General features: G+C 62.8%; 18 protein-coding genes and 2 tRNA genes. 12 read left to right on the top strand and 8 right to left on the bottom strand.

Going from position 1 to position 24,878, the window contains the following annotated elements; genetic code table 11:
* Positions 1-43: 43 nt before the first annotated feature.
* Together DBR47_RS13605 and ligA are read right to left on the bottom strand one after the other, a co-directional pair.
* Positions 44-1,426 carry a TIGR03013 family XrtA/PEP-CTERM system glycosyltransferase gene (locus tag DBR47_RS13605; RefSeq protein ID WP_124450879.1) on the bottom strand — a complete coding sequence of 461 codons (1,383 nt, stop codon included), beginning with the start codon at positions 1,424-1,426 and terminating at the stop codon, positions 44-46.
* Positions 1,427-1,904: 478 nt separating this feature from the next.
* Positions 1,905-3,977 carry an NAD-dependent DNA ligase LigA gene (gene ligA / locus DBR47_RS13610; RefSeq protein WP_124450881.1) on the bottom strand — a complete coding sequence of 691 codons (2,073 nt, stop codon included), beginning with the start codon at positions 3,975-3,977 and terminating at the stop codon, positions 1,905-1,907.
* A 92-nt stretch (positions 3,978-4,069) separates the two neighbouring features.
* Here ligA and DBR47_RS13615 point away from each other — a divergent pair, with 92 nt between their 5' ends.
* A complete protein-coding gene (locus DBR47_RS13615; RefSeq protein ID WP_231512300.1) occupies positions 4,070-5,275 on the top strand; it encodes a multidrug effflux MFS transporter in 1,206 nt (401 codons plus the stop codon).
* Here the strand turns inward: DBR47_RS13615 and DBR47_RS13620 are convergent.
* The 3 genes from DBR47_RS13620 to smc are packed head-to-tail and all read right to left on the bottom strand — an operon-like array spanning position 5,272 to position 11,258.
* A complete protein-coding gene (locus tag DBR47_RS13620; protein ID WP_124450883.1) occupies positions 5,272-6,600 on the bottom strand; it encodes a hemolysin family protein in 1,329 nt (442 codons plus the stop codon). The genes DBR47_RS13615 and DBR47_RS13620 overlap by 4 nt on opposite strands.
* A gap of 57 nt (positions 6,601-6,657) precedes the next feature.
* Entirely contained in the window at positions 6,658-7,746 is a 1,089-nt protein-coding gene (locus tag DBR47_RS13625) for a cell division protein ZipA C-terminal FtsZ-binding domain-containing protein (protein ID WP_370454918.1), read from the bottom strand.
* Positions 7,743-11,258, bottom strand: a complete 3,516-nt coding sequence (gene smc, locus DBR47_RS13630; protein ID WP_124450885.1) for a chromosome segregation protein SMC — start codon at positions 11,256-11,258, stop codon at positions 7,743-7,745. Before smc ends, DBR47_RS13625 begins: the two co-directional genes overlap by 4 nt.
* Before the next feature lie 359 nt (positions 11,259-11,617).
* On the opposite strand from smc, the gene queF reads away from it, so the two are divergent.
* The 10 genes from queF to DBR47_RS13680 all read left to right on the top strand — a co-directional run bounded on the left by queF (position 11,618) and on the right by DBR47_RS13680 (position 22,345).
* Positions 11,618-12,049, top strand: coding sequence for a preQ(1) synthase (queF, locus tag DBR47_RS13635; RefSeq protein WP_124451091.1), 432 nt, complete (start codon positions 11,618-11,620; stop codon positions 12,047-12,049).
* Between the two features lie 100 nt (positions 12,050-12,149).
* Positions 12,150-13,376 carry a succinyldiaminopimelate transaminase gene (dapC, locus tag DBR47_RS13640; protein WP_124450887.1) on the top strand — a complete coding sequence of 409 codons (1,227 nt, stop codon included), beginning with the start codon at positions 12,150-12,152 and terminating at the stop codon, positions 13,374-13,376.
* A 95-nt stretch (positions 13,377-13,471) separates the two neighbouring features.
* Positions 13,472-14,293, top strand: coding sequence for a 2,3,4,5-tetrahydropyridine-2,6-dicarboxylate N-succinyltransferase (gene dapD, locus DBR47_RS13645; protein ID WP_124450889.1), 822 nt, complete (start codon positions 13,472-13,474; stop codon positions 14,291-14,293).
* A 53-nt stretch (positions 14,294-14,346) separates the two neighbouring features.
* On the top strand, positions 14,347-15,516 hold the full coding sequence (locus tag DBR47_RS13650) for a PilT/PilU family type 4a pilus ATPase (protein ID WP_124450891.1): 1,170 nt from the start codon (positions 14,347-14,349) through the stop codon (positions 15,514-15,516).
* A 34-nt stretch (positions 15,517-15,550) separates the two neighbouring features.
* The gene (gene dapE / locus DBR47_RS13655) at positions 15,551-16,702 is read left to right on the top strand and encodes a succinyl-diaminopimelate desuccinylase (RefSeq protein ID WP_124450893.1); all 1,152 of its coding nucleotides are present in this window, start codon (positions 15,551-15,553) and stop codon (positions 16,700-16,702) included.
* Positions 16,703-16,722: 20 nt separating this feature from the next.
* A complete protein-coding gene (gene prmB / locus DBR47_RS13660; protein ID WP_231512311.1) occupies positions 16,723-17,601 on the top strand; it encodes a 50S ribosomal protein L3 N(5)-glutamine methyltransferase in 879 nt (292 codons plus the stop codon).
* The gene (locus DBR47_RS13665; RefSeq protein ID WP_124450897.1) at positions 17,598-19,598 is read left to right on the top strand and encodes an ABC-F family ATP-binding cassette domain-containing protein; all 2,001 of its coding nucleotides are present in this window, start codon (positions 17,598-17,600) and stop codon (positions 19,596-19,598) included. Before prmB ends, DBR47_RS13665 begins: the two co-directional genes overlap by 4 nt.
* A gap of 154 nt (positions 19,599-19,752) precedes the next feature.
* Complete coding sequence (locus DBR47_RS13670; protein ID WP_124450899.1) at positions 19,753-20,238, top strand: MarR family winged helix-turn-helix transcriptional regulator; 486 nt, start codon at positions 19,753-19,755, stop codon at positions 20,236-20,238.
* A 60-nt stretch (positions 20,239-20,298) separates the two neighbouring features.
* Positions 20,299-20,724, top strand: a complete 426-nt coding sequence (locus DBR47_RS13675) for an organic hydroperoxide resistance protein (protein WP_124450901.1) — start codon at positions 20,299-20,301, stop codon at positions 20,722-20,724.
* 130 nt (positions 20,725-20,854) lie between these two features.
* The gene (locus DBR47_RS13680; RefSeq protein ID WP_124450903.1) at positions 20,855-22,345 is read left to right on the top strand and encodes an esterase-like activity of phytase family protein; all 1,491 of its coding nucleotides are present in this window, start codon (positions 20,855-20,857) and stop codon (positions 22,343-22,345) included.
* A 33-nt stretch (positions 22,346-22,378) separates the two neighbouring features.
* Here DBR47_RS13680 and DBR47_RS13685 read toward each other — a convergent pair whose 3' ends face one another.
* Positions 22,379-23,347, bottom strand: a complete 969-nt coding sequence (locus tag DBR47_RS13685; RefSeq protein ID WP_124450905.1) for an asparaginase — start codon at positions 23,345-23,347, stop codon at positions 22,379-22,381.
* Between the two features lie 105 nt (positions 23,348-23,452).
* On the opposite strand from DBR47_RS13685, the gene lexA reads away from it, so the two are divergent.
* Positions 23,453-24,190, top strand: a complete 738-nt coding sequence (gene lexA / locus DBR47_RS13690) for a transcriptional repressor LexA (RefSeq protein WP_124450908.1) — start codon at positions 23,453-23,455, stop codon at positions 24,188-24,190.
* A 403-nt stretch (positions 24,191-24,593) separates the two neighbouring features.
* Here the strand turns inward: lexA and DBR47_RS13695 are convergent.
* A tRNA-Asp gene (locus DBR47_RS13695) sits at positions 24,594-24,670 on the bottom strand.
* A gap of 74 nt (positions 24,671-24,744) precedes the next feature.
* Positions 24,745-24,820 (bottom strand) — tRNA-Glu (locus tag DBR47_RS13700).
* Positions 24,821-24,878 lie beyond the last annotated feature (58 nt).

The raw sequence follows: 24,878 nt of genomic DNA on the forward strand, positions 1-24,878 counted from the left end.
TCCGGGTCCCGGAATTGGCGCAAACGCCAACTCGGGTCCGGGATTAGCGAGCGCCTTTGCCCGTCAGAACAACAGCGACCGTCTCAAGCATGATCAGGAGGTCAAGAAACAAGGTGTGGTTCTTGACGTAGTAAAGGTCGTACTGAAGCTTTTCCACCGAGTCCTCAACCGTGGAGCCGTACTCGTAACGAACCTGGGCCCAGCCTGTGACGCCGGGCTTGACGCTTTGACGCACGGCAAAGTAGGGAATCTTGCTGACCAACTCGTCCACAAAATACTGGCGCTCGGGGCGGGGGCCCACCATGCTCATATCACCTTGCAGCACATTGATCAACTGGGGCAGCTCATCGATGCGCACCTTGCGGATGAAACGACCGACACGGGTCACACGGTCGTCGTTGACGGTCGCCCAGCGCGGCTTGCCGTCTTTCTCGGCGTCGGTACGCATGCTGCGGAACTTGATGACGTTGAAGGGCTTGCCATTCAGGCCCACACGCTCCTGTCGGTAAAACACCGGGCCCGCGGATTCCAGCTTGATCAAAACCGCCGTCACCAGCATCACGGGCAAGGCCGCGACGAAGATTGCGGCTGCGCAAATCACATCAAACACGCGCTTGATGGCGGTGCGAACCACCCCTTGATTGAATCCATCGCCAAAAATCAGCCAACCCGCATTCACATGGCTGATCTTGATTTGAGCCAGGGTCTTCTCGAAGTGAGTGGCGATGTCCACCACGCGGATCCCGTAAATCTTGCAATCTAGCAATTGACGCAGAGGCATGCTGCCACCGCGGCGCTCAGACAATGCCACCACGATCTCGTTGACCTGCAATTGCCTAGCAGTTTCGGTGAGGCTGCCACGCATTTCCAGAATCTCGCTGCTGGGAATGCAGGAGCTTTCTTCATTGGGGCCAGGCAGATAACCGACGATTTGCGCATGCGGATCAGAAGCCTTGAGGGTTTGGCCCACAGAGCGGGCGGCTTGCCCGGACCCAAAAATCAAGATCCGAGTGCGCAGACGCGATTGCGCGCCGGAGTGCGCTGCGTAAACCCGGTGCACCATCACGGCCGCCACAGCCGCCATGGCCACCAGCGTCACCAAATCACGATGGCTGGAATTAGCCGGCAGAAAACTGAAAATGGCGTATGCCAGGGGCAGGCCGAACATCAGGCCCAGCAAGGCGCGGGCGCAGGACTCGGTAACCGAGCGGTTATGCACATGCTGGTAGAGACCGCTAGCGGAATTGATGACGAACATGCAACCGGCCAGGGACAGGCCATGCGAAGCCACAAAAGGAATGGCGGAGGACGCGGCATCCCCCTGGCTCAGCACAACAGCGACCACCGCGAACAGAATCAAGCCCAAGTCGAAGAAGACTTGTAGCAGGGTCTGCCTATGCAGGTAATGACTGAATATCCGGACCATGACTTTCCCCTGTACATCAAGATCAATTGCGTTCAATCGCGTGATCAACTGAACCCCAAAGCAGCAGTGTTCTGCGGCATGGTTGTCACGCTTGCGTGGCTGACGACTCCAAGCGGATCGAACTAGAACCTAGCTAAAGTCTTTCGCTGAGACTTGCTTGACTCGCGGGGCGATGATGCCTGTACAAGCCCCCGTTGAAAGCCCCCCGTTTGAAGGGGGCCCCACGGTATAAATTCTCAGTTTTTTGACAATCTATGAACATCGGCGCGGCGAAGCACTTCCGACGCCCAAAGTAGAGCGCAGGAATGTTGCGGTTTCCCTCTGACACCCTCTTGTGAGCGTGCGTTTTGCACAGGGTTTTGCGTCTTGCTAAACAGTGTCGGATTCAGGCCCAAACAAACCCAATGCCAGGCATGAAAAAGGCCGAGCCAAAACGAGTTTCGGCCCGGCCTATCAAATGAGGAATTAGTGCCAGAAATCAGGTATCGCCTTGAAGCAAGGCCAATAAGCCGGCTTCGTCGATCACCACAAGACCCAATTCCTCGGCCTTCACGAGTTTGCTACCCGCTTCTTCACCGGCCACCACAAAATGAGTCTTCTTCGACACCGAGCCACTGACCTTGCCGCCGGCCGCTTCGATCATGTCCTTGGCCTGGTCGCGCGATAGATTTGGCAGGCTACCGGTCAACACCAAGGTCTTGCCAAGCAAGACCTGAGGCCCTCGTGCAGCGGCAGCGCCCTCCCCTTCTTCCCAACTCAGCCCCGCCGCGCGGAGTTGCTCGACCACCTCGCGGTTGTGAGGCTGGGCGAAGAAGGTGTGGATGCTGCGCGCCACGATGGGGCCCACATCCTTGACCTCCAGCAATTGCTCGCTGCTGGCATCCATCAATTTATCGAGGCTGCCGAAATGGCGAGCCAGGTCCTTGGCCGTGGTCTCGCCCACCTGGCGTATGCCCAAACCGAACAGAAAGCGCGCCAGAGTCGTGTGCTTGCTCTTCTCCAGCGCATCCACAATGTTTTGAGCGCTTTTGTCCGCCATGCGCTCCAAGGCCGCCAGCTTGGCCACACCCAGCTTGTAGAGCCCGGGCAGGCTGGCGACGATGCCAGCGTCCACCAGTTGATCGACCAATTTGTCACCCAGGCCCTCGATGTCCAGGGCCCGCCGACCGGCGAAATGCAAAATCGCCTGTTTGCGCTGGGCCGGGCAGAACAAGCCGCCGGTGCAGCGCCAATCCACCGAAACACGGGCTTCGTTTTCTTCTTTGGCGATCTCGCTCTGGCAGACCGGGCATTGCCCACCCAGGCGCTTGTACAGATCGAAGGGCTCGCCCACATCGGCCGGGCGGCGCTCCAAGACCACCCCCACCACCTCGGGAATCACGTCCCCGGCCCGGCGCACGATCACGGTGTCGCCGATGCGTACATCCTTGCGTCGGGCTTCTTCCTCGTTGTGCAGGGTCGCGTTGCTGACGGTCGTGCCACCGACGAAGACCGGATCCAACTTGGCCACGGGTGTCAGCTTGCCGGTGCGACCGACCTGGATATCGATGTCCAGCAAGGTGGTCAGCTGCTCTTGCGCCGGGTATTTATGCGCCACGGCCCAGCGCGGCTCGCGGCTGACAAAACCCAGGCGCTGTTGCAGCGCCCGCTCGTTGACCTTGTAGACCACACCATCGATATCAAAGGGCAGACTGTCCCGCTTGGCGCCCATGCGCTGATGGAACTCGACCAAACCGGCCGAGCCCTGCACCACGGCACGGTCCGCGCAAACCGGCACGCCCATGCCCGCCAGGGCATCCAGCAGGGCGCTGTGCGTCGCCGGAACCTCCCAGCCCTGCACCTCGCCCAGGCCGTAGGCGAAAAAGCTCAGGGGCCGCTTGGCGGCGATACCAGGGTCAAGCTGGCGCACCGCGCCAGCCGCCGCATTGCGCGGATTGACAAAGGTCTTCTCGCCCGCCTCTCGTTGGCGTTCGTTAAGTCGCTCAAAGTCATCGCGACGCATATACACCTCGCCGCGCACCTCAATCACCGGCGCACTGACGCCCAGCAAACGCAAGGGGATCTGTCCTATGGTGCGAATGTTCTGGGTCACATCCTCACCGGACTCACCATCCCCACGCGTGGCGGCCTGCACCAGCTGACCGGCTTCATAGCGCAGATTGATGGCCAGGCCATCGAACTTCAGCTCGGCCGCATATTCCAAAGCGGCAGCCTCGGGCGGCAACTCCAGTTCACGACGCACACGCGCGTCGAAGTTCTCGGCCCCGCTGGCCTCGGTATCGGTCTCGGTGCGGATGCTCAGCATGGGCACGGCGTGGCGCACCGAGGCGAAGCCATCCAGCACCTTGCCGATCACCCGCTGGGTCGGCGAGTCCGGCGTCAGCAGCTCAGGATGGGCGGCCTCCAAGGCCTGCAACTCCTGGAACAGGCGGTCGTACTCGGCATCGGGCAGCGTGGGCGCATCCAGCACGTAGTAGAGATGGGCATGGTGATTCAAGCTCGCGCGCAAGGCGGCGGCACGATCGGAAGGGGCGATGGAACTCTGACTCATGGCCCGAATTGTGGCCGACTCCGCCGGGGCGATTGGCGGTTCAAAGGCTGCCCTGTAAAAAAGGCCTTGGCCCGCCCACCGACAATGCAGGGATGACCACAAAATTCTTCAAGATGGCCCTGCTGCTGGGCCTGATTTCCGCCATTGGCCCCTTCGCCATCGATATGTACCTGCCGGCCCTGCCCGCCATTGGGCAAAGCTTGGGGGCCAGCACGGCTGAGGTGCAGATGAGCTTGACTGCCTTCTTCATCGCCCTCGCCCTGGGCCAGCCGATTTATGGGCCGCTGGCCGATATGTGGGGACGCAAGCCGCCGCTGTACTTCGGCCTGGGTCTGTTCACGCTGGCTAGCGTGGGCTGCGCCCTGACGCAGGATGTGACGACCCTCAACCTGCTGCGCTTCGCACAAGGCCTGGGTGCCGCGGCCGGCATGGCCATTCCCCGCGCCGTGGTGCGTGACCTCCATACCGGCACCGACGCTGCCCGCCTGATGTCCTTGCTGATGCTGGTGTTCAGCGTCTCGCCAATTCTGGCGCCCTTGGCCGGCAGCGCACTGATCGCGCTGACCGGCTGGCGTGGCGTGTTTTGGATGGTCACGGCAGCAGCCATTCTGGGTCTGGCGATGACAGCCTTGTTTCTGCAGGAAACCCGCCCCGCCCACCAACGGCAAGCCAGCGGCCTGGGCAGCGCCCTGCGGGCCTACGCCATGTTGATGCGGGACCGGCATTTCATGGGCCTGGTCTTGATCGGCAGCTTCGCCATGGGCGGCTTTTTCATCTATCTGGCCAACTCACCGTTTGTGTTGATCAATCACTACGGCCTCACGCCCGGCCAGTACAGCCTGGCTTTTTCGCTCAATGCCGTGTCCTTCATCGCCGCTTCGCAGTTCACCGGCCGGCTGGGCGAGCGCTTCGGCCTCGTGGCCTTGGTAAAGAGGGCCGGCTACGCCGCCACCAGCGTGATGCTGCTGATGTTGGCCTACTACCTGCTGGGTGGGGACAATTTATGGGTGCTGATAGTCCTGTACTTTGTGGCCAGCGCCTTCATGGGTCTGGTCATTCCCACCAGCTCGGTGCTGGCACTTGAAGAGCATGGTGCCAACGCAGGCACGGCCTCGGCCTTGCTGGGCACGCTGCAAATGCTGGTCGGCGCATTGATGATGGGCGTCACCGGCACATTGACCGACGGCACGCCTCTGCCGATGGTGATTGGCATGACGGCCGGCCCGGTCGTGGCCCTGCTGCTGATCTGGGGCACCTTGGGGCAGCGGGCCATGGCGGGCCGGCAGGCACTGAGCTAGTCTTTCGGCGGCGGCAGCCGGGTGATGATGACCTGGTCCACCCGGTGGCTGTCCACGTCCACCACCTCGAAGCGCCAGCCCTCCCACACCACCTGATCGGTGCGCTTGGGGATGCGGCGCAGCATCACCATCAGAAAACCGGCCAGGGTGTCGTACTGGCCCGCATGGGGCCAGGCTTCCAGCTCCAGCGCACGCTGCACATCGGGGATGGGGGTAATGCCATCGGCCAGGAAGGAGCCGTCCTCGCGGCGCACGATCTGCTCCTCGTCGTGTGAAGCCACCAGGCTACCCATCACCGTGCTCATCACATCGTTGAGGGTGATGATGCCCACCACCAGGCTGTACTCGTTGACGATGACGGCAAAGTCTTCATGCGCTTGGCGGAACTGGCCCAGCACTTCGGACAGGGTCAGACGATCCGGCACGATCAAGACTTTTTTGAGCAGGCCGGCCGACTGGCTGCTGCGCAGATTGATGGCCTCCTCACGCAAGACGCGCTGGAACAGGTCCGTCGAGTCCACATAACCCATCACCTGATCGATCTCGCCATCGCAGACCAGATAGGTGGAATGGGGGTCCTCGGCGATGCGGTTGCGAATCAAGGTGTCGTCGTCGTCCAGCGAGAAAAAGACGATGCGCTCCCGCGTCGTCATCGCGCTCTCCACCCGGCGAGTGTCCAGCTCGAACACGTTTTCAATCATCTGCTGCTCGGCATCGGCCACCACACCGGCCAGATTGCCGGCTTCGGCCAGGGCCAGGATGTCGGCGTGGGTGATGCTGTTGTCGCGTGTGGAGGGCAGGCCCATCAGGCGGATCAAGGCCTCGCTGATCTTGCTGAACATCCAAGACAAGGGCTTGAGCAAGGTGCATAGCAAGAGCATGGGGCCGATCAAGGCCAAGGCGACCCGCTCGGGCTCGTTCATCGACAAGCGCTTGGGCACCAAATCAGCCAGCACGATGAAGAGCGCCGTGATGCTGATGAAGGACAGGGCAAAGCCCAGACTTTGCGATTGCTCGGGGCCCAAAAAGTAGGACAGGGCCGCCGAGTAATGCGGCGTCAAAGCCCCCTCACCCACGATACCGCCCAAGATGGCCACCGTGTTGACGCCGATCTGCACCACGGTGAAGTAGTGTCCGGGTTGCTCCTGAACCTCCAGCACACGCTCGGCACGGCCATCGCCCTCATCGGCCATCTGCCTGAGCTTGAGGCGGCGCGAGGCTGCGACCGAGAGCTCGGCCATCGAAAAGAAGGCGCTGCCCGCAATCAGGAGCGCAATCAACAAGAAACTGGTGCTCAATTCAGCTCCGATGGATGGTGCATTCATAGAGCAGTGTAAGCGGCGAAGACCGCAGCCCCCTCGTGTCCAGCCGCCCGCAACTTGTCAGCTGAACAGGCGCCGCGCCGCCAGCGAGCCGGCCGCCAAGTCCCGCGAGGCCAGCGCCCGGTACAAGGTGCCGAGTTCCTGGCCGATGGAGGCAAAGGCCTGCAGGGGCAAGATCTGACCCCGGTCATCGCAAACATCGGCGTCGATATCACGCGCCAGACCGCGCGCCGCCTCTTGCCAGGAGGCAAAAGGCTCCAGCGACTCGGGGGTTTGCGGCACATCCAACGACAAGGCCAGCTCGCGCAGAGACGACTGCTGCGGGTTCTCGGCCAAGGCGGCCTGGGCCTCAAAGCTGAGCGTCAAAATAGGCGGCGCGCCCTCGTCGGCCGAGGCCATCACCAGGCGGCCCGGCATGGCGCCAGGCACAAAGCCATGGCGCACGGCCATCTGCTGCACATAGCCCAGGGTCCAGGCAGCATTGCGCGCCCGCAGCACCACAGCCAGTTGCGCGTCGTGGTCACCCGCGAAGTGGTCCAGCTCGCGGGCCCGGGCCACCACGTCCAGCATGTCCGGGAACTGCACAAAAGCGCCGATGCCTTCGGCAAAGGCCTGCAGTTTTTGCACAAATTCCGAGTACTCGATCTCGTTCATCGCACCGCTGCGATTGGCCATCTGCACACCGGACTGAAATTCACCGTAGCGCTGACCCGCCATGGGCAGCTCCCACTCGCCGGTCTCGGCATTGAGGCCTTCGATATGGAAGGGCTTGGTGCCGGCGCGGCGGCTGCCGGGCAGATGGGAGAGTGCCATCTCGCCGCTGATCGGCGCGTCCAGCGTGAGCGTCGCAATGGCGTCGATCAGAGCGTCGATACGGGCCGAGGGCTTGCGCATGGGCCGCGCGATCACAGGCACGGTTTCGTCGTGGCCTGCAGCGGAGTCCCCCAGGCCTCCCGCGGCGTCCAGGCCCGCGCCCTCGGCGGCCGGATTGAGGCCGGGTTCTTGCCTTTGCTGCCCATCCATCAGGGGTTCCAGCTGCTCGGCGCGGCGCGGGCCGGCCTTGCGCGCGGTCCAGGCGCCATGGGCCACCACGGCCACCAGCACCAGGCCACCCAGAATGGCCAGCAAGGTGGTCAGATTCATCGTCATACCGCCTCCGCCATGGCCAAGGCCTTTTCCATGTCCACCGCCACGATGCGCGACACGCCCTGCTCCTGCATGGTCACCCCAATCAGTTGTTCAGCCATTTCCATTGCGATCTTGTTGTGCGAGATGAAGAGGAATTGCGTGCCACTGCTCATCTCGGCCACCAGCTTGGCATAACGCTCGGTATTGGCGTCATCCAAGGGCGCGTCCACCTCGTCCAGCAGGCAGAAGGGCGCGGGGTTGAGCTGGAAGATGGCGAACACCAGGGCAATCGCCGTCAGCGCTTTTTCGCCGCCCGAGAGCAGGTGGATGGTGCTGTTCTTCTTGCCCGGCGGCTGGGCCATCACCTGCACGCCGGCGTCCAGAATTTCATCACCGGTCATCACCAGCTTGGCTTGGCCGCCGCCGAACAGGGTCGGGAACATGCGGCCGAAATGGTGGTTGACCTGGTCAAAGGTGGCACTGAGCAGATCGCGGGTTTCCAGATCGATCTTGTGGATCGCATCTTCCAGCGTCTTCATCGCACTCATCAAGTCGGCACACTGCGAATCCAGAAAGGTCTTGCGCTCGCGCGCCGCCGTCAGCTCATCCAGAGCGGCCAGATTGACGGCCCCAAGAGCGGCGATCTCGCGGTTGATGCGGTCGATCTCGCCTTGCAGGCCGTAGAGCTTGACCTGACCCTCTTCCACCGACTTGGCCAAAGCCTCCAGATCGACGGCGGCCGCCACCAGCTGCTCCATGTACTGAGCACCGCCCAGCTGGGCCGCCTGCTCCTCCAGCTGCAGCTTGGTGATGCGCTCGCGCAGCGGGTCCAGGCTGCGCTCAAAGCTCAGGCGCTGCTCATCGGCCTGGCGCAGGCGCAGGCTCAGATCGTCGTAGCCGCTGCGCACGGCGGCCAAGGCCTGCTCGCGTTCCATCTTCAGAGCCAGGGCGTCTTGCAGACCGGCTTGGGCCGCCGCATCGTTGAGCGTGCCCAGCTCGCGCTGCAAGCTCTCGGCCGAGGCCGCATTGGTTTTTTGCTGTTCCACCGCGGTTTCAATCGAGCGCTGCAGCTCGCCACGCCGTGAGGCCAGGGAGCGGGCGCTGAACTGCGCCTCCTGGGCCCGGCGCTCCAGCGCCCGCAGCTGCTCGCGAGCCTCGCCCAGCTTGCGTTCGGCGGCGATGACGCCATCGTCCAGCTCGGCATGGCGCTCCTGCGTCGTGGCCAGCTGCATGTCCAGCTCTTCAAAGCGGGCCTCGCCGGTGATGCGGCGCTCCTGCAGCTCCTCCATCTGGGCATCGATCTCGAACAGCTCGTCTTCCAGCTGCGTGCGACGCGAGCTGGCGGCCTCGGCTTGTTGCGAGAGGCGCAGCAGCTCCACATGCAACTGGTGGGCACGGTTCTGTGCCTCGCCGGCCTCGCGGCGCAAGATGAGCAAGCGTTGCGAACCTTCGGTGTAAGCGGCTTCGGCCCGCACCAGGGCGCTCTTGGCCTCTTCGGCGATCAGCACCTGGGCACGCAACTCCAGCACCAGATGCTCGATCTCCTGCGCACGCGCCAGCATGCCGGCCTGCTCGGAGTCCGGCGCATAAAAACTCACCGCGAACTGGCTGACCGCATGGCCGGCCGCGGTCATGATCAGCTCGCCATGGGCCAGCTTGTCGCGCTGGGCCAGGGCTTCTTCCAGATTGGCGGCGGTGTAAATGCCTTCCAGCCAGTCGTTCAGCAAGGCCTTCAGTCCGGCATCGTCCAGGCGCAGCAAATCACTGAGCCTGGGCAAGGTTTGATGGGTGTTGGCGATAGCCGCTGTGGGCGGCGAGTAAAAGGCCAGGCGGGCGGGCGGCGCGTCTTGCGCGAAGGCGCGCACCGTCTCCAGCCGCCCCACTTCCAGCGCGCCCATGCGTTCGCGCAGGGCCGCTTCCAGGGCGTTTTCCCAACCCGCTTGAATATGCAGTTTGGTCCACAGGCCGGCCAAGCCGTCCAGGCCATGCTTGGCCAACCAGGGCTTGAGCTTGCCCTCGGTCTGCACTTTTTCCTGCAAGGCGCGCAAGGCGTCCAGGCGGGCAGACAAATCGCCCTGCCGGCCTTGCTGCTGATTGGCGTCTTGCTGGGCCGTGCGGCGCGCCTCGTCCAGGGCCGGGACCAGATCCTGCAGCTCCTGCAGGCGGGCATCAGCCATATCCCGGGTTTCGTCGGCAGCTTCGCTTTGGCGCTTGAGCTCGGCCAGGCGATCGGCATCCGGCGCGGCCAGGCCCTGCCTCTCGGTCGCCAAACGCTCGCGGCGGGTGCGCAGCTGGCGCGACTGTTCCTCGATATTGCGGCTTTCGGCCGCCAAGACCTGGATCTGCTGCTGCACCTGCACCACGGCCGTGCGCTGTTCATTCGCCTTGGCCTGGGCTGCGCGCACCGCATCCTCGCTATTGGGCAGATTGGCCTGCTGCTCCTCGGCCTGGGCGGCTAGGATCTCGCTTTGCTCCTCGGCCGTCGCGATCTGCTCGGCAATCGTCTCCAATTCCTCCTGGGCCTGTTGCGAGCGTTCCAGCCACTGATTCGTCTGCAGCTGCAACTCGATCAGACGCGCTTCCACCCGCTGGCGGCCTTCGACCACGTATCGGATGCGCTCTTCCAGCCGGCTCACCTCCAGCTGGGCCTCGGCAAAACGGCCTTGGCTGGCATGCAATTCATCACCGGCCGCGTAATGGGCCTGGCGCACGGTTTCCAGCTCGGCTTCGACATGGCGCAACTCGGCCACCCGGGCTTCCAAGGCGTTGACGGCTTCGAGATGCTCTGACTTGACCCGGCCCTGCTCCGAGGTGGCGTCGCGATGTTTGAGGAACCAGAGCTGATGCAGCTTGAGCGTGCCGCTGTCTTGCAGGCCACGGTAGGTGGCGGCCACCTCGGCCTGCTTTTCCAGCTTCTCGAGGTTGTTGTTCAGCTCGCGCAGAATGTCGTCCACCCGGGTCAGGTTCTCGCGCGTGTCCTTGAGCCGGTTCTCGGTCTCACGGCGGCGTTCCTTGTACTTGGAAACCCCCGCCGCTTCCTCCAGGAACATGCGCATCTCTTCCGGCTTGGATTCGATGATGCGGCTGATGGTGCCCTGGCCGATGATGGCGTAGGCGCGCGGCCCCAGACCCGTGCCCAGGAACACGTCCTGCACATCGCGACGGCGCACCGGCTGGTTGTTGATGAAATAGCTGGAGGTGCCGTCACGGGTCAGCACCCGCTTGACCGCAATCTCGGCGAATTGGTTCCACTGGCCGCCGGCGCGCCCGTCCTCATTGGCGAACACCAGCTCCACGCTGGAGCGGCTGGCCGGCTTGCGATTGCCCGAGCCATTGAAGATCACGTCCTGCATGGACTCGCCGCGCAGCTCCGAGGCCTTGCTCTCCCCCAGCACCCAGCGCACCGCGTCCATGATGTTGGACTTGCCGCAGCCATTGGGGCCAACCACACCCACCAGCTGACCTGGGAGCTGAAACACCGTCGGATCGGCAAAGGACTTGAAGCCCGAGAGCTTGATCGAATTCAGACGCATGGGCGCGGGTTTTGGGTGATCCTGCTAACGACAAAAAAGGGTCGGCCAGAGCGTGCTAAGCCGTTGATTTACCGAAAAAAAAGCGCCTTCTACTGACGCTTTCGCGGGCGCTTTGTCGGGGCCGAATGATACCATCGGGGCCTACCTCTTCTTTTTTTGCAGCGGCTCTTGCGGGCCGCTGCGCGACGCAGCGACTCATGGCCACGAAAAACAGCAGCCCCGCCAAGCCGGCAAACCCCTTTGCAGCCCCTCAAACCGGCAAGACCGGCAAGACCGCAACCACAGCCGTGGCAAGCAAGACGGCCAAGCCCGCCGCCAAGCCCAGCAAAAAGACCGCCGCTGAGCCCAAGATGCGCGAGATGCCGCCCAACCCGCCTTCGCGCCCCAGCAAAGAGCTGCACGTCTTCCCTAACCCTGCCCCCGAGCGTGACTACGTCATCCAGTTCCAGGTGCCCGAGTTCACCTGCCACTGCCCGCTGACCGGCCAGCCCGATTTCGCCCACTTCACCATCGACATGATTGCCGACAAGCATTGCGTCGAGCTGAAGAGCCTGAAGATGTATTTCTGGAGCTACCGCGACGAAGGTGCTTTCCACGAGAAGGTCACCAACACGATTCTGGAAGACATCGTCAAGGTCACCAACCCCCGCTTCATCCGCATCACCGCCAAGTGGTATGTGCGCGGCGGCATCTACACCAATGTGGTCGTCGAGCACCAGAAAAAGGGCTGGAAGCCGGCGCCCCGCGTGGACCTGCCCACGCACGGCTTCGAGTCCGGCCTGCTGCGCTGAACCGAGCTGATTCGCTCCAGCCCCACAGCCTGCTGCGGCCCAAGACCCTGGGCCGCAGCCGCCTACTTTTTTCTGCCCTGCACCTGCCCTGCTCTTGCCCATGCCTACGGTGTCCACCCCCAGCAATCCCCTGCTTGCCCGGCTCAAGCCCTATCCCTTTGAGCGCCTGCGCGCGCTGAACAAAGCGATCACGCCCAACCCGGCCCTACGCCCCATCAGCCTGGGGATTGGTGAGCCCAAGCACCCGGCGCCGCAGCTGGTTGAAGACGCGATCATGGCCAGCCTGAAGGGCTTGTCGGTTTACCCGGCCACCGCCGGTGAGCCCGCCCTGCGCGAAGCCATCAGCGCCTGGATTGCCCGCCGCTACGGCCTGCAGCTGGATGCGGCCACCCAGGTGCTGCCGGTCAATGGCTCGCGCGAGGCCTTGTTTGCTCTTGCGCAAACAGTCATCGACCCCACAAGGCCCGGCGCCACCGTGGTCTGCCCCAACCCCTTCTATCAAATCTACGAAGGCGCCGCGCTCTTGGCTGGCGCCGACACCGCCTTCGCCAATAGCGACCCGGCCCGCAACTTTGCCGCCGACTGGTCCCAGATCGATGAGGCCACCTGGGCCCGCACCCAACTGCTCTACGTCTGCTCGCCCGGCAACCCCACTGGCGCGGTGATGCCGCTGGACGAGTGGAAAACCTTGTTCACCCTGAGCGATAAGTACGGCTTTGTGATTGCTTCGGACGAGTGCTACTCGGAGATCTATTTCCGCGACGAGGCGCCGCTGAGCGGCCTGGAAGCCGCAGTCAAGCTGGGCCGCAGCGACTTCCGCAATCTGATTGCCTTCACTAGCCTGTCCAAGCGCAGCAATGTGCCGGGTCTGCGCTCGGGCTTTGTGGCGGGCGATGCGGCCATCCTGAAGAACTTCCTGCTCTACCGCACCTATCACGGCAGCGCCATGAACCCGGTGGTGCAGGCGGCCAGCATCGCGGCCTGGAACGACGAAGCCCATGTGATCGCCAACCGCGAGCAGTACCGCGCCAAGTTCGCCCAAGTCACACCCTTGCTGCAGCAGGAGTTCCGGGTCGAGCTGCCGGACGCTGGCTTCTATCTCTGGATGGAGGTGCCCAAGCACTTCCAGAACGGCGACGACATCGCCTTCGCCCAGGCCTTGCTGGCTCAATACAATGTGGCCGTGCTGCCCGGCAGCCTGCTGGCGCGCGAGGCGCATGGGATCAACCCCGGCGCCGGGCGCATCCGCCTGGCCTTGGTGGCCGAGACCACAGAATGCCTGGAGGCCGCCGAACGCATGGTGGCGTTTGCCCGCTCCCTGCGCTGATTCACCCCGCTTCTTCTTCGGGCCGATGCCTCGCCGCCGACCCGGTGTTTGACACGTTTTCTCCTATTCGAACGAACCCTGTCCGAGACCTCCTCATGACCCAACAACTGCAATCCATCATCGACCTGGCTTGGGAAAACCGCGCCTCCATCAATGCCGGCAACTCGCCCGAGGTGCGCGAGGCCGTGGAACATGTGATCGCCGAGCTGGACGCGGGCCGCCTGCGCGTGGCCGAGCGCCAAGCCGTGGGCCAATGGACCGTGCACCAGTGGATCAAGAAGGCCGTGCTGCTGTCCTTCCGCCTGAATGACAACAAGCTGATGGGCGAAGGCGATATGAGCTTCTTCGACAAGGTGCCGACCAAGTACGGCAATCTGAGCGAAGAGGCCATCCGTGCCATGGGCGTGCGCGTGGTGCCGCCCGCTGTCGCACGCCGCGGCAGCTACCAGGCCAAGAACGTGATCCTGATGCCTTCCTACGTGAACATCGGCGCCTATGTGGACGAAGGCACGATGGTGGACACCTGGGCCACCGTCGGCTCCTGCGCCCAGATCGGCAAGAACGTGCATCTGAGCGGCGGCGTGGGCATCGGCGGCGTGCTGGAGCCGCTGCAGGCCAACCCCACCATCATCGAAGACAACTGCTTCATCGGCGCTCGCTCGGAAGTGGTGGAAGGTGTGATCGTGGAGGAAAACTCGGTCATCTCCATGGGCGTCTACATCGGCCAAAGCACCAAGATCTATGACCGCGCCACCGGTGAGGTGACGTATGGCCGCATCCCCTCGGGCTCGGTGGTGGTGAGCGGCAATCTGCCCTCGGCCGACGGCAAGTACAGCCTGTATTGCGCCGTCATCGTCAAGCGCGTGGACGCCCAGACCCGCGCCAAGACCAGCATCAACGACCTGCTGCGCGCCTGATCGTTTTTCAGCAGAATCAGCGGGCAATTTAAAAAAGTGCGCGAGGAGAGAGCATGAGCGGAAACATGGAGCGCATCCTGCGCCTGATGGCGGACAAGGGGGCGTCCGACGTTTATCTGTCGGCCAATATGCCGGTACTGATTCGCCTGAACGGGCAGATCGTGCAGCTGTCCGACCAGCTCTTGCAGCCCTCGCAACCTCGCCAGCTGATCGCCGAGGTGCTGTCTCCCGAGCATCTGGCCGAGCTAGACCAGTCCGGCGAGCTGAATATGGCGGTGTCCATCAACAAGGTGGGCAGCTTTCGGCTCTCGGGCTTTCGCCAGCGCGGCACGATTGCCGGCGTGTTCCGCCACATCCCCCATGTGATCCCCTCGCTGGAGCAGCTCAATCTGCCCCCGGTGCTGGGCAAGCTGGTGCAGGAAAAGCGCGGCCTGATCCTGATGGTAGGCGCCACCGGCACCGGCAAGAGCACCACCCTGGCCTCCATGCTGGAGGAGCGCAATCTGAATATGGCCGGGCACATCCTGACCATCGAAGACCCGCTGGAGTATCTGTTCTCCAACAAGCGCTCGGTGGTCAACCAGCGCGAAGTCGGCCGCGACACCGCCTCGCTGCAGGTGGCGCTGAAGAACGCGCTGCGCCAGTCGCCGGACTGCATTCTGATCGGCGAGATTCGCGACCGCGAAACCATGACGGCGGCGATTTCTTACGCGCTTTCCGGCCATCTGGTGCTGGCGACCTTGCACGGCAATAACAGCTATCACGCGCTGAACCGCATCCTGTCCTTCTACACGCCGGAGTCTCGCCCAGCCCTGCTGAATGACCTGGCCGCAGGCCTGAAGTCCATCATCTCCCAACGTCTGGTGCGGGCCACCGCGGGCGGCCGCATTCCCGTCATCGAGATCTTGCTCAACACCAAGCTGATCGCCGAGTTCATCGAACAGGGCGACTTCGCCTCGGTGAAGGAAGCGATGGAGAAGTCGATTGCCGAGGGCTCGCAAACCTATGAAGAGCATTTTGCCCGGCTGATCAAGGACGGCACCATCACCCGTGAGGAAGGCCTGGCCTTCGCCGATTCGCCCACCAATCTCTTGTGGCGCTTGCAAAACGATGGCCCCTCGCAGGGCCGCGCTGCCGGCGGCAACGCCAGCAGCAAAAAAGAAGAAGCGGCCAGCGACGAGGCCAGCTTCACCGAGATCACGCTGGACGTGCGCAACGACTGAATCCGCTCTAGCCGCGCAAGCCCCACACAAGCCCATGAGCCCAACAATTTCCCTGCTGGAAGCGCTGATCGCGCGCCCCTCCGTCACGCCGCTGGATGCCGGCTGCCAAGAGCTGATCGGCCAGCGCCTCGCCGCCCTGGGCTTTAGCCTGCGCGCCATGGACAGCGGCCCCGAAACCTTTCGGGTACAAAACCTCTGGGCCATCAAACCCGGCAGCAAAGGCGCCGACAGCCCAGTGCTGATGTTTGCCGGCCACACCGATGTGGTGCCGCCCGGCCGCCTGGACGCCTGGGCCTCCGACCCCTTTGTGCCCAGCTATCGCGAGGGCCGCATCTACGGCCGCGGTGCCGCCGATATGAAGGGTTCGCTGGCCGCCATGGTCGTGGCGGTGGAAGAGTTTGTGCAAGCCCACCCGAAGCACGCCGGCAGCATCGCCTTCTTGCTGACCAGTGATGAGGAAGGCCCCTCGGTCGATGGCAGCAAGGTCTGCTGCGAAATCCTCAAGGCCGAGGGCCAGCGCCTGGACTTCTGCATCGTCGGCGAGCCCACCTCGGTCGAAAAAGTGGGCGATATGGTCAAGAACGGCCGCCGCGGCACGCTCAGCGGCAAGCTGCGCGTCAAGGGCGTGCAAGGCCATGTGGCCTACCCGCAGCTGGCCCGCAATCCGGTGCACCAGGCGGCTGCGGCCATTGCCGAACTCGTGTCCACCCATTGGGACGATGGCAATAGCTACTTCCCCGCCACCACCTTCCAGATCTCCAATATCCATGCGGGTACCGGCGCCACCAACGTCATCCCCGGCGAGATGGTGGTGGATTTCAATTTCCGTTTCTGCACCGAATCCACCCCCGAAGGCCTGAAGACCAAGGTGCAAGCCCTGCTGGCCCGCCACGGCCTGGAGTACGCGCTGGATTGGACCCTGGGCGGCGAGCCCTTTCTGACCCCGATCGGCACCCTGAGCGAGGCCGTCAGCGCCGCCATCCTGGCCGAGACCGGCCTGCAAACCCAGCTCTCAACGACGGGTGGCACCTCAGACGGCCGCTTCATCGCCAAGATCTGCCCCCAGGTGCTGGAACTGGGCCCCATCAACGCCAGCATCCACAAGGTCGACGAGTACCTGCCGGTAGACAGCCTCGAACCCTTGAAGAATATTTATCGACGCACACTGGAGAACCTGCTGCTGTGAAACTGATCTCCTGCATCGAGATGCACGCCGCCCGCCTGACCGAAGCGGGCGTTTCTTTTGGGCACGGCACCACCAATGCCTTCGACGAAGCCGCCTGGCTGGTCCTGTGGCGCTGCGGCCTGCCGCTGGACAGCCTGGACGAGAACGCCGAGGAAGAGCTGGACGCCGAAGACTTGGCCAATGTCGCCAGCCTGATCGAAGAACGCATCAGCAGCCGCAAGCCCGCGGCCTATCTGACCCAAGAAGCCTGGCTGCAAGGCGTGCCCTTTTACGTCGACGAGCGCAGCATCGTGCCGCGCAGCTTTATTGCCGAGCTGATTGCCGATGCCAGCATCGACGCATGGTTGAGCGATGAAACGCAAGACGTGCTGGACCTCTGCACCGGCAACGGCAGCCTGGCCGTACTGGCCGCCCTGGCCTGGCCCGAGGTGCGGGTGGACGCCATCGACCTCAGCGCCGACGCCTTGGCCGTGGCCCGCATCAATGTGGACACCCATGGCCTGCCCGACCGCATCACCTTGCTGCAAGGCGATGGCTTGGCCCCCGCCGTGGGCCGGGTCTACGACCTGATTTTGTGCAACCCGCCCTACGTCAACAGCCAGTCCATGGCCAATCTGCCGGCCGAGTACCGGGCGGAGCCCGAGCTGGCCCTGGCCGGCGGCCATGACGGCATGGACTTTGTGCGCGGCCTGCTGGCCAGCGCGCCCGAGCACTTGAGCGAGCATGGTGTGCTGGTGCTGGAAATCGGCAACGAGCGCGAATTTTTTGAAGCGGCATTCCCGCAATTGGAAGTGGCCTGGATGGAGACATCGGCCGGCGAGGATGTCGTGTTACTGGTCACCCGTGAAGCTCTTTTGAAAGACTCTTTGAAGAACTCCCTGAAAGCGCAGGCTCAATGATTACCCTGCGCAATATCACCCTGCGTCGTGGCTCCAAGATTGTTTTGGACGACGCCTCCGTAGTCCTGCAACCGGGCGAAAAAATCGGCCTGGTGGGCCGCAACGGCGCCGGCAAATCCAGCCTCTTCGCCCTGCTGACCGACCGCCTGCAAAGCGATAAGGGCGAGGTCGACATCCCCCGCCAATGGGCCGTGGGCGAAGTCGCGCAGAACATGCCCGAAACCGAGATGCCCGCCACCGAGTACGTGCTTGAGGGCGATGTGCGCCTGATGGCTGCTCGCAAGGCGCTGGAAGAGGCGGAGGCCGCCGAAGACGGCCACGCCATGGCCGACGCCCACGCGCTGCTGATGGACGCAGGTGCCTTCGACGCCAGGCCGCGTGCCCAAGCCCTGCTGATGGGCCTGGGCTTCAAGGGCGAGCAGGTGGATGCGCCGGTGAACAGCTTTTCCGGTGGCTGGCGTATGCGCTTGCAACTGGCCCGCGCCCTGATGTGCCCGGCCGAGCTGATGCTGCTGGACGAGCCCACCAACCACTTGGACTTGGACGCCCTGGTTTGGCTGGAAGCCTGGCTGCAGCGCTACGACGGCACCTTGATCGTCATCAGCCATGACCGCGAGTTCCTCGACGCCATCACCAAGGTCACGCTGCATCTGGACGAAACCAAGCTGCACCGTTACGGCGGCAACTACACCGCCTTTGAAGCCATGCGTGCCGAGCGCATGGAGCAGCAACAAGCCGCGTTTGGCAAGCAGCAAGATCGCATTGCCCATTTGCAGAAGTTCATCGACCGCTTCAAGGCCAAGGCCAGCAAGGCCAAGCAGGCGCAAAGCCGGGTCAAGGCTCTGGAGCGGATGGAGCGCTTGGCGCCGGTGTTGGCTTCCGCCGACTTCAACTTCGAATTCCGCGAGCCGCTCAATCTGCCCAACCCCATGCTGATGTTTGACGAAGTGGCCTGCGGCTACGAAGTCGACGGCGTGGAGAACATCATCGTGCGCGGCATCAATCGCTCGGTGCTAGCGGGCCAACGCATCGGCATTCTGGGCGCCAACGGCCAGGGCAAATCCACCGTGGTCAAGACGGTGGCCCGCATGCACCGCGCCTTGGGCGGCAAGATCACCGAGGGCAAGGGCCTGACCATTGGCTACTTCGCCCAGCAGGAAATGGACGTGCTGCGGCCGGACGAAGGCCCGCTCTCGCATATGGTGCGCCTGGCCAAGGAAGTCAGCCCGAATGCCCGCGAGCAAGAGTTGCGCGACTTCCTGGGTCAGTTCCGCTTTGTCGGCGAGATGGTCAATCAGCAGGTCGGCAGCCTTTCGGGCGGCGAGAAAGCTCGCCTGGTGCTGGCCATGCTGGTTTGGCAGCGACCCAACCTCCTGCTCTTGGACGAGCCCACCAACCACCTGGACCTGAACACCCGCGAAGCGCTTTCGATGGCGCTGAACGAGTTCGAAGGCACGGTCATGTTGGTCAGCCACGATCGCGCCCTGCTGCGTGAGACCTGCGATGAATTCTGGCTGGTCACCAAGGGCGAAGTCACGCCCTTCGACGGCGACCTGGACGACTATCAACGCTGGTTGCTGGAGCAGTCCAAGGAAGCGGCCAAGGCCGCCAAGGAAGCCGCCAAACAGGCAGCCAAAAACGGTGGCAAGGCCGGCGCGGCCGTGGTCGCAGCAGCAGCGCCCGTTGTTGCCGCAGCGACGCCGGCCCCAAAGCCTGCCCAACGCGAGGATCGCAAACTCAGCGGCCAAGCACGCCAGAAACTGGCGGAGCAGACCAAGCCCCTGCGCCGCGAGATGGAAGGCATTGACGCCAAGCTGAACAAGCTGGCGGACGAGCGCACAAGCATCGAGGCCGAGCTGGCCTCGGGCAAGGCCACACCCGCACAGATCGCGGAGTTGGGCAAACGGCTGAAGAGCATTCACGACGAGCTGGAAGCCGCCGAGCTGCGCTGGCTGGAAGTGAGCGCCGAGGTGGACGCCATCTACGCGGCCAACTGAAGCCACTCCCTCTGGCGGCCAAGCTTGGCCGCCACGACGAACAAGGGCCTGCTACATGCAGGCCCTTTTTCTTTGCCGGCACGGGCCGCCGCGCCCGCTTCAGCAATAACCACTTCAATTGTGCGCAATTGAATTGCGTTCTACATTTACCGCCATGGCAAGCCGAAGCACTCAATCCAAAGCCCAGACCGAGCAGAGCCCCGACTGGCTCTTGCTGGATCAGCAGCTGTGTTTTGCACTCTATGCCAGCTCCCTGGCCATGACCAAACTCTACAAACCGCTGCTCGCCCCCTTGGGTCTGACCTATCCCCAGTACCTGGTGATGCTGGCGCTGTGGGAGACCGATGGCCCCAGCGTTTCCGCCCTGGGTCAACGCTTGCAACTGGACTCCGGCACCTTAACGCCCTTGCTCAAGCGCCTGGAGATCAGCGGCCTGATCCAGCGCCGCCGCTCAAGCGAAGACGAACGCCGCGTCGAAGTTTTTCTCAGCTCCGAGGGCCGCAGCCTGAAGCGACGCGCCAAACCCATCCCCGCTCAGCTGGCCTGTGCCAGCGCCTGTTCGCTCCAGGAGCTGAGCGAGCTAACGCAGCGCCTGCACCGCTTACGCAGCGACTTGAAAGCCAATGAAGGCAGTTGCTAACAAGCTCTCCATCCCCGCAATCACTGATTGCATCCACGCAAGCCGAAAGGACGATTCATCATGGCACTCGATAAAGTTCTCTACACCGCCACCGCCACCGCCAACGGCGGCCGTCAAGGTACGGCCTCTTCCAGCGACGGCGCACTCAAGATCGATCTGAGCACCCCGCGCGAATTGGGCGGCGCTGGCGGCCCGGGCACCAACCCCGAGCAGTTGTTTGCAGCCGGCTACTCCGCCTGCTTCATCGGTGCGATGAAGGCCGTTGCCGCCGGACAAAAGCTGAGCGTGCCGGCCGGTGTCTCCATCACCTCGGACGTGGGCATCGGCCCCATCACCGGTGGCTTTGGCATTCAGGTGGCCATGCGCATCAGCCTGCCGGGCATGGACCGCGCCGTCGCCGAGGCCTTGATCGCCGCCGCTCATCAGGTCTGCCCCTACTCGAATGCCACCCGCGGCAATATCGATGTGAGCCTGACGCTGGTCTAACAAGAAGCTGCTCACCCCTTGAACATGGGGTGGGCCCCGCCTTGTCACGGCGCGGTCATGCAGCGAGCAGAAGCTCCAGCTTTTGCCACGACTTCGTCCCGAAGCGCGGCCGAACCTGGAGCCTTTTTCTATGCTGCGTCCCCGCCTTTTGCCCACCCTGATCGCCACCGCTTTCGCCTGCGCAGCCCCACAGGCTTTTGCCGCCTTGGAGTTGATTGCCACGGGCTCTTTGTCCGGCGCAGCCCTCGACAAGTCCGGCCTCGGCTATCAGCTTGAAAACGGCACGGCCGCCAATCTGCTCGGCGGCATGGGCTCGGGCTTGGCCTGGGCGGGCGGCAATACATTCCTGGCCCTGCCCGATCGCGGCCCCAACGCCCTCGCCTTCAATCCCCTGATCGACGACACCACCTCCTACATTCCCCGCTTTCACACGGTGGCGATGGAGTTGAAAGCCAATAGCAGCGGCTCCGGACTGCCTTTTGTGCTGACGCCCAGCCTGCAGTCCACCACCTTGCTTTACAGCAATACGGCGCTCAACTACGGCAGCGGCGCCCTGGGCACGGGCAGCGTGGCAGGCAACAGCTACACCCTGGGCAGCGGCGCACCCGTCGTCAACAGCGCCAACAAGTTCTACTTCAGCGGTCGATCAGACAATTTTGGCAGCGGCAGCTCCAGCAATGCGCTCAACGCGCGCCTGGACCCAGAGGCCATCCGTGTCTCCAACGACGGCAAGAGCGTCTTCATCAGCGATGAATACGGCCCTTACGTCTATCAATTTGATCGCGCTAGCGGCCAGCGCACACGTGTTTTCGAGTTGCCAGCCAGCTTTGCCATCAACAATCTGAGCGCTCAAGGTGCCGTTGAGATAGCCAGTAATGCGAGCAGCGGCCGCATCACCAACAAGGGCATGGAAGGCCTGGCCATCACGCCCGACGGCAAGACCTTGGTGGGCTTTATGCAAAGCCCCTTGGCCCAGGACGGTGGGGACGGCGGCCGCTACAACCGCATCGTCAAGATCGACATCGCCAGCGGAGCCACCAGCCAATACGCTTACGACAACCAGATTGGCGGCAAGAACTTCAATAGCAGCGAGATCCTGGCCTTGAACGAGCACCAATTCCTGGTCTTGGAGCGCGACGGCAAGGGGTTGGGTGCAGACAATAATGCCGCAACCAAGCAGCTGCGCTTGGTCGACCTGAACGGGGCCACCGAGGTTTCCGGCATTGCCGATCTGCGCAAGCAAAGCGGTGTGGCCCTGAAGACCAGCCAGTTTTTAGACATCCGCGCCATGCTCAACGCGGCCGGCATCAGCGATGCCAACATCCCGTCCAAGCTCGAAGGCATCAGCTTTGGCGCCGATGTGATGGTGAACGGCGTGCTCAAGCACACCTTGTATCTGGCTAACGACAATGACTTCCTGGGTGCCGTCACACCTGCTGGTGGCAGCACAGCCAGCCAGTACAACAATCAGTTCTATGTCTTCAGCTACGACGGCAATGATTTTGTGCCCCAGGCCATCACCGCCAGCGTGCCGGAACCGACAAGCTATGCCTTGATGCTGGCGGGCCTCGCTTTTTTCGCGGGTTTGGGCGCGCGGGCGCGCAAACAGCCCGGTCGCTAAAGCGGCAAAGCCGGGGCACTGGCCCCGGTTTTTTTAGCTCTTGGACTCGTTCAAGAGCTGCAAGATCAGCTCAACACGCGCCTTCACCGGGCTTAGCGCGCCAGCGCTGGGCAGGGCGTCCGCCGAGGCCGTGACTGGCCCCGCATCGCAACGGGTGCTGCGCAAGACACGCACGCCCTGGGCTTGCGCCTCACGCAAGGCCGCCTCCAAGTCTTGCGACAGGCTGCCATTGCCGGTCCCCGCCACGACCAAGCCGCCTGGCTTGTCATCGGTCGATTGAGCCAACAAAGCGCGAACCAAACGACCATCAGAGGCCACATGGTTCAGCAAGATCTCGACGCGGGGCCAATCCTTGGCTGCCGTGGGCAAGACTTCCAAACCGACGCCGGGCCGAGCTTGGCCCAATCCCTGCACCCATCGCACCTGGCCTTCTTCCACCAGCCCTAGGCGAGCGCCATCGCTAGAAACAAAGGCATCCACCCGGTAGCTATGCGCCTTGCGCACCTGCTCCGCCGCATGGATCACGCCAGCGAAGACCACCAACACGCCAGAAGCTTGTGGATCCTGCGCCACCGCCACCGCGTCCAACAGGTTCTGGGGCCCGTCGGTCTGCAGGGCTGTCGCGGGTCGCATCGCCGCGGTCAAGATCACCGGCTTCTTCGGCGCCAGAACGCGCTGCAAAAAGTAGGCCGTTTCCTCCAAGGTGTCGGTGCCATGCGTGATCACCACGCCGGCCACGTCCTCGCGGGCCAAATGAGCGGCCACCCGAATCGCCAACTGCCGCCAAGTGGCGAAATCCATGTCCTTGCTATCCAACTGGGCAACTTGCTCACAGGCCAAGGAAACAGCCGCCAGTGCCGGCACGGCCGACACCAGTTGCGCCACCCCAAGCTGGGCGGCCTGGTAACCCACGTTGTCGCCCGGATCGGCGGCCGTGCCCGCAATCGTCCCGCCGGTGCCCAGAACCACCACCTGATTTGCTTCGGCCTCATGCGTTTCCACTGAACTTCCTTCTTTCTAATTTCATAAGAGTTTTGCAATTTCTCTTCAACTGGATGAAAATACAGCTACTGGATATATATTCAGGCAACCCTGCAGAGGAAGCCCGTGGACGACAGCCCCAAACTCACCCCCCGCCAGCAACAAATTCTCGACTTGGTCCGTCTCGCCATTGAGCGCACCGGCGCACCACCCACCCGGGCAGAAATCGCCGCTGAGCTTGGTTTTCGCTCCGCCAATGCGGCAGAAGAACACCTTCAGGCCCTGGCCCGCAAGGGCGCCATCGAATTGGTGGGCGGTACCTCGCGAGGCATACGGCTGAAGTCTGGCACATTGCGCGCTCTGCACGTGGCTAGAGAGGCACGCGAAGCGCAAGAGACTCAAAATTCTCTGCGCGGAAGGAAGTCTTCCAGCGGCGGCGAGCAGTTTTCGCTACCGCTCGCCAGCCTGGCCCAACTCACCTTGCCCCTGATCGGCCGGGTTGCGGCAGGTCACCCTATCCTGGCACAAGAGCATATCGAGCAAAGCTACTCGGTGGACCCCAGCTTTTTCGCCCGCAAGCCCGACTTTCTCTTGAAGGTCAGCGGCATGAGCATGAAGGACGTGGGCATCATGGACGGCGACCTTTTGGCCGTGCAGAAAACCAACGAAGCCAAGAACGGACAGATCGTCGTGGCCCGCCTAGGCGATGAAGTGACCGTCAAGCGATTCAAGCGCGGCCGCCAAGGCATTGAACTCTTGCCTGAGAACACTGATTTCGAGCCCATTCAAGTCAGCAATGGCGACGAGAGCTTCTCGATTGAAGGCTTGGCCGTTGGCTTGATCCGCAAGCAGATGTTCAGCTGAACGTCTGTTTGTTCAAAAAGATCCCCCGCTCGCTTGGCCGACCGGGGGATTTTTTTGGCTGCATCATGTCCTTGAACGCCTTGCCAGCAAAGGCAATACAGGGCGAATTCCGAACAACCATGAATACCCCTTAAAATTACTCGGGAAATACTTTGTTCTTACCTGAGATAAACAAGGAACTGCAGTTGAAGGAGCATTGGCTGAGCATTTGCTCGGAGCTTTATTAAATCTCTTGCTGCTCGGACGGAGCAAGAGTTTGAGAGTATCAAAAGGCAGAACATCAATCACCGCGGCGATTAACTTCGTCGTCACTGCATCAGTATGATGCTGAACTTGAGATACTCAAATCTTTGAGGCAAAGAAAAAGCCCCGACAGCTTTCGCTATCAGGGCTTTTGAAATGTTGGCGGAGTGGACGGGACTCGAACCCGCGACCCCCGGCGTGACAGGCCGGTATTCTAACCAACTGAACTACCACTCCAGATGTGCAAACTTTCGCTCGCAACACCGACAAGTTTTGTAGCTACTAGCGCAGCTACCAAGCCTCATCAAACTTGGCGTCCCCTAGGGGATTCGAACCCCTGTAGTCACCGTGAAAGGGTGGTGTCCTAGGCCTCTAGACGAAGGGGACTAAACCTTCTTATTCTTGAACCGCGCGCCACGCTGAATTTCAATCAGTCCAGCGACTG

Origin of the sequence: Paucibacter sp. KBW04 (assembly GCF_003852425.1) — a bacterium.
GTDB lineage: Bacteria > Pseudomonadota > Gammaproteobacteria > Burkholderiales > Burkholderiaceae_C > Paucibacter_A.

Excerpts from the sequence above, each read along its gene's own strand:
- DBR47_RS13605 (WP_124450879.1), bottom strand. The coding sequence starts at position 1,426 with ATGGTCCGGATATTCAGTCATTACCTGCATAGGCAGACCCTGCTACAA.
- ligA (WP_124450881.1), bottom strand. The coding sequence starts at position 3,977 with ATGAGTCAGAGTTCCATCGCCCCTTCCGATCGTGCCGCCGCCTTGCGC.
- DBR47_RS13615 (WP_231512300.1), top strand. The coding sequence starts at position 4,070 with ATGACCACAAAATTCTTCAAGATGGCCCTGCTGCTGGGCCTGATTTCC.
- DBR47_RS13620 (WP_124450883.1), bottom strand. The coding sequence starts at position 6,600 with ATGAATGCACCATCCATCGGAGCTGAATTGAGCACCAGTTTCTTGTTG.
- DBR47_RS13625 (WP_370454918.1), bottom strand. The coding sequence starts at position 7,746 with ATGACGATGAATCTGACCACCTTGCTGGCCATTCTGGGTGGCCTGGTG.
- smc (WP_124450885.1), bottom strand. The coding sequence starts at position 11,258 with ATGCGTCTGAATTCGATCAAGCTCTCGGGCTTCAAGTCCTTTGCCGAT.
- queF (WP_124451091.1), top strand. The coding sequence starts at position 11,618 with ATGCCGCCCAACCCGCCTTCGCGCCCCAGCAAAGAGCTGCACGTCTTC.
- dapC (WP_124450887.1), top strand. The coding sequence starts at position 12,150 with ATGCCTACGGTGTCCACCCCCAGCAATCCCCTGCTTGCCCGGCTCAAG.
- dapD (WP_124450889.1), top strand. The coding sequence starts at position 13,472 with ATGACCCAACAACTGCAATCCATCATCGACCTGGCTTGGGAAAACCGC.
- DBR47_RS13650 (WP_124450891.1), top strand. The coding sequence starts at position 14,347 with ATGAGCGGAAACATGGAGCGCATCCTGCGCCTGATGGCGGACAAGGGG.
- dapE (WP_124450893.1), top strand. The coding sequence starts at position 15,551 with ATGAGCCCAACAATTTCCCTGCTGGAAGCGCTGATCGCGCGCCCCTCC.
- prmB (WP_231512311.1), top strand. The coding sequence starts at position 16,723 with ATGCACGCCGCCCGCCTGACCGAAGCGGGCGTTTCTTTTGGGCACGGC.
- DBR47_RS13665 (WP_124450897.1), top strand. The coding sequence starts at position 17,598 with ATGATTACCCTGCGCAATATCACCCTGCGTCGTGGCTCCAAGATTGTT.
- DBR47_RS13670 (WP_124450899.1), top strand. The coding sequence starts at position 19,753 with ATGGCAAGCCGAAGCACTCAATCCAAAGCCCAGACCGAGCAGAGCCCC.
- DBR47_RS13675 (WP_124450901.1), top strand. The coding sequence starts at position 20,299 with ATGGCACTCGATAAAGTTCTCTACACCGCCACCGCCACCGCCAACGGC.
- DBR47_RS13680 (WP_124450903.1), top strand. The coding sequence starts at position 20,855 with ATGCTGCGTCCCCGCCTTTTGCCCACCCTGATCGCCACCGCTTTCGCC.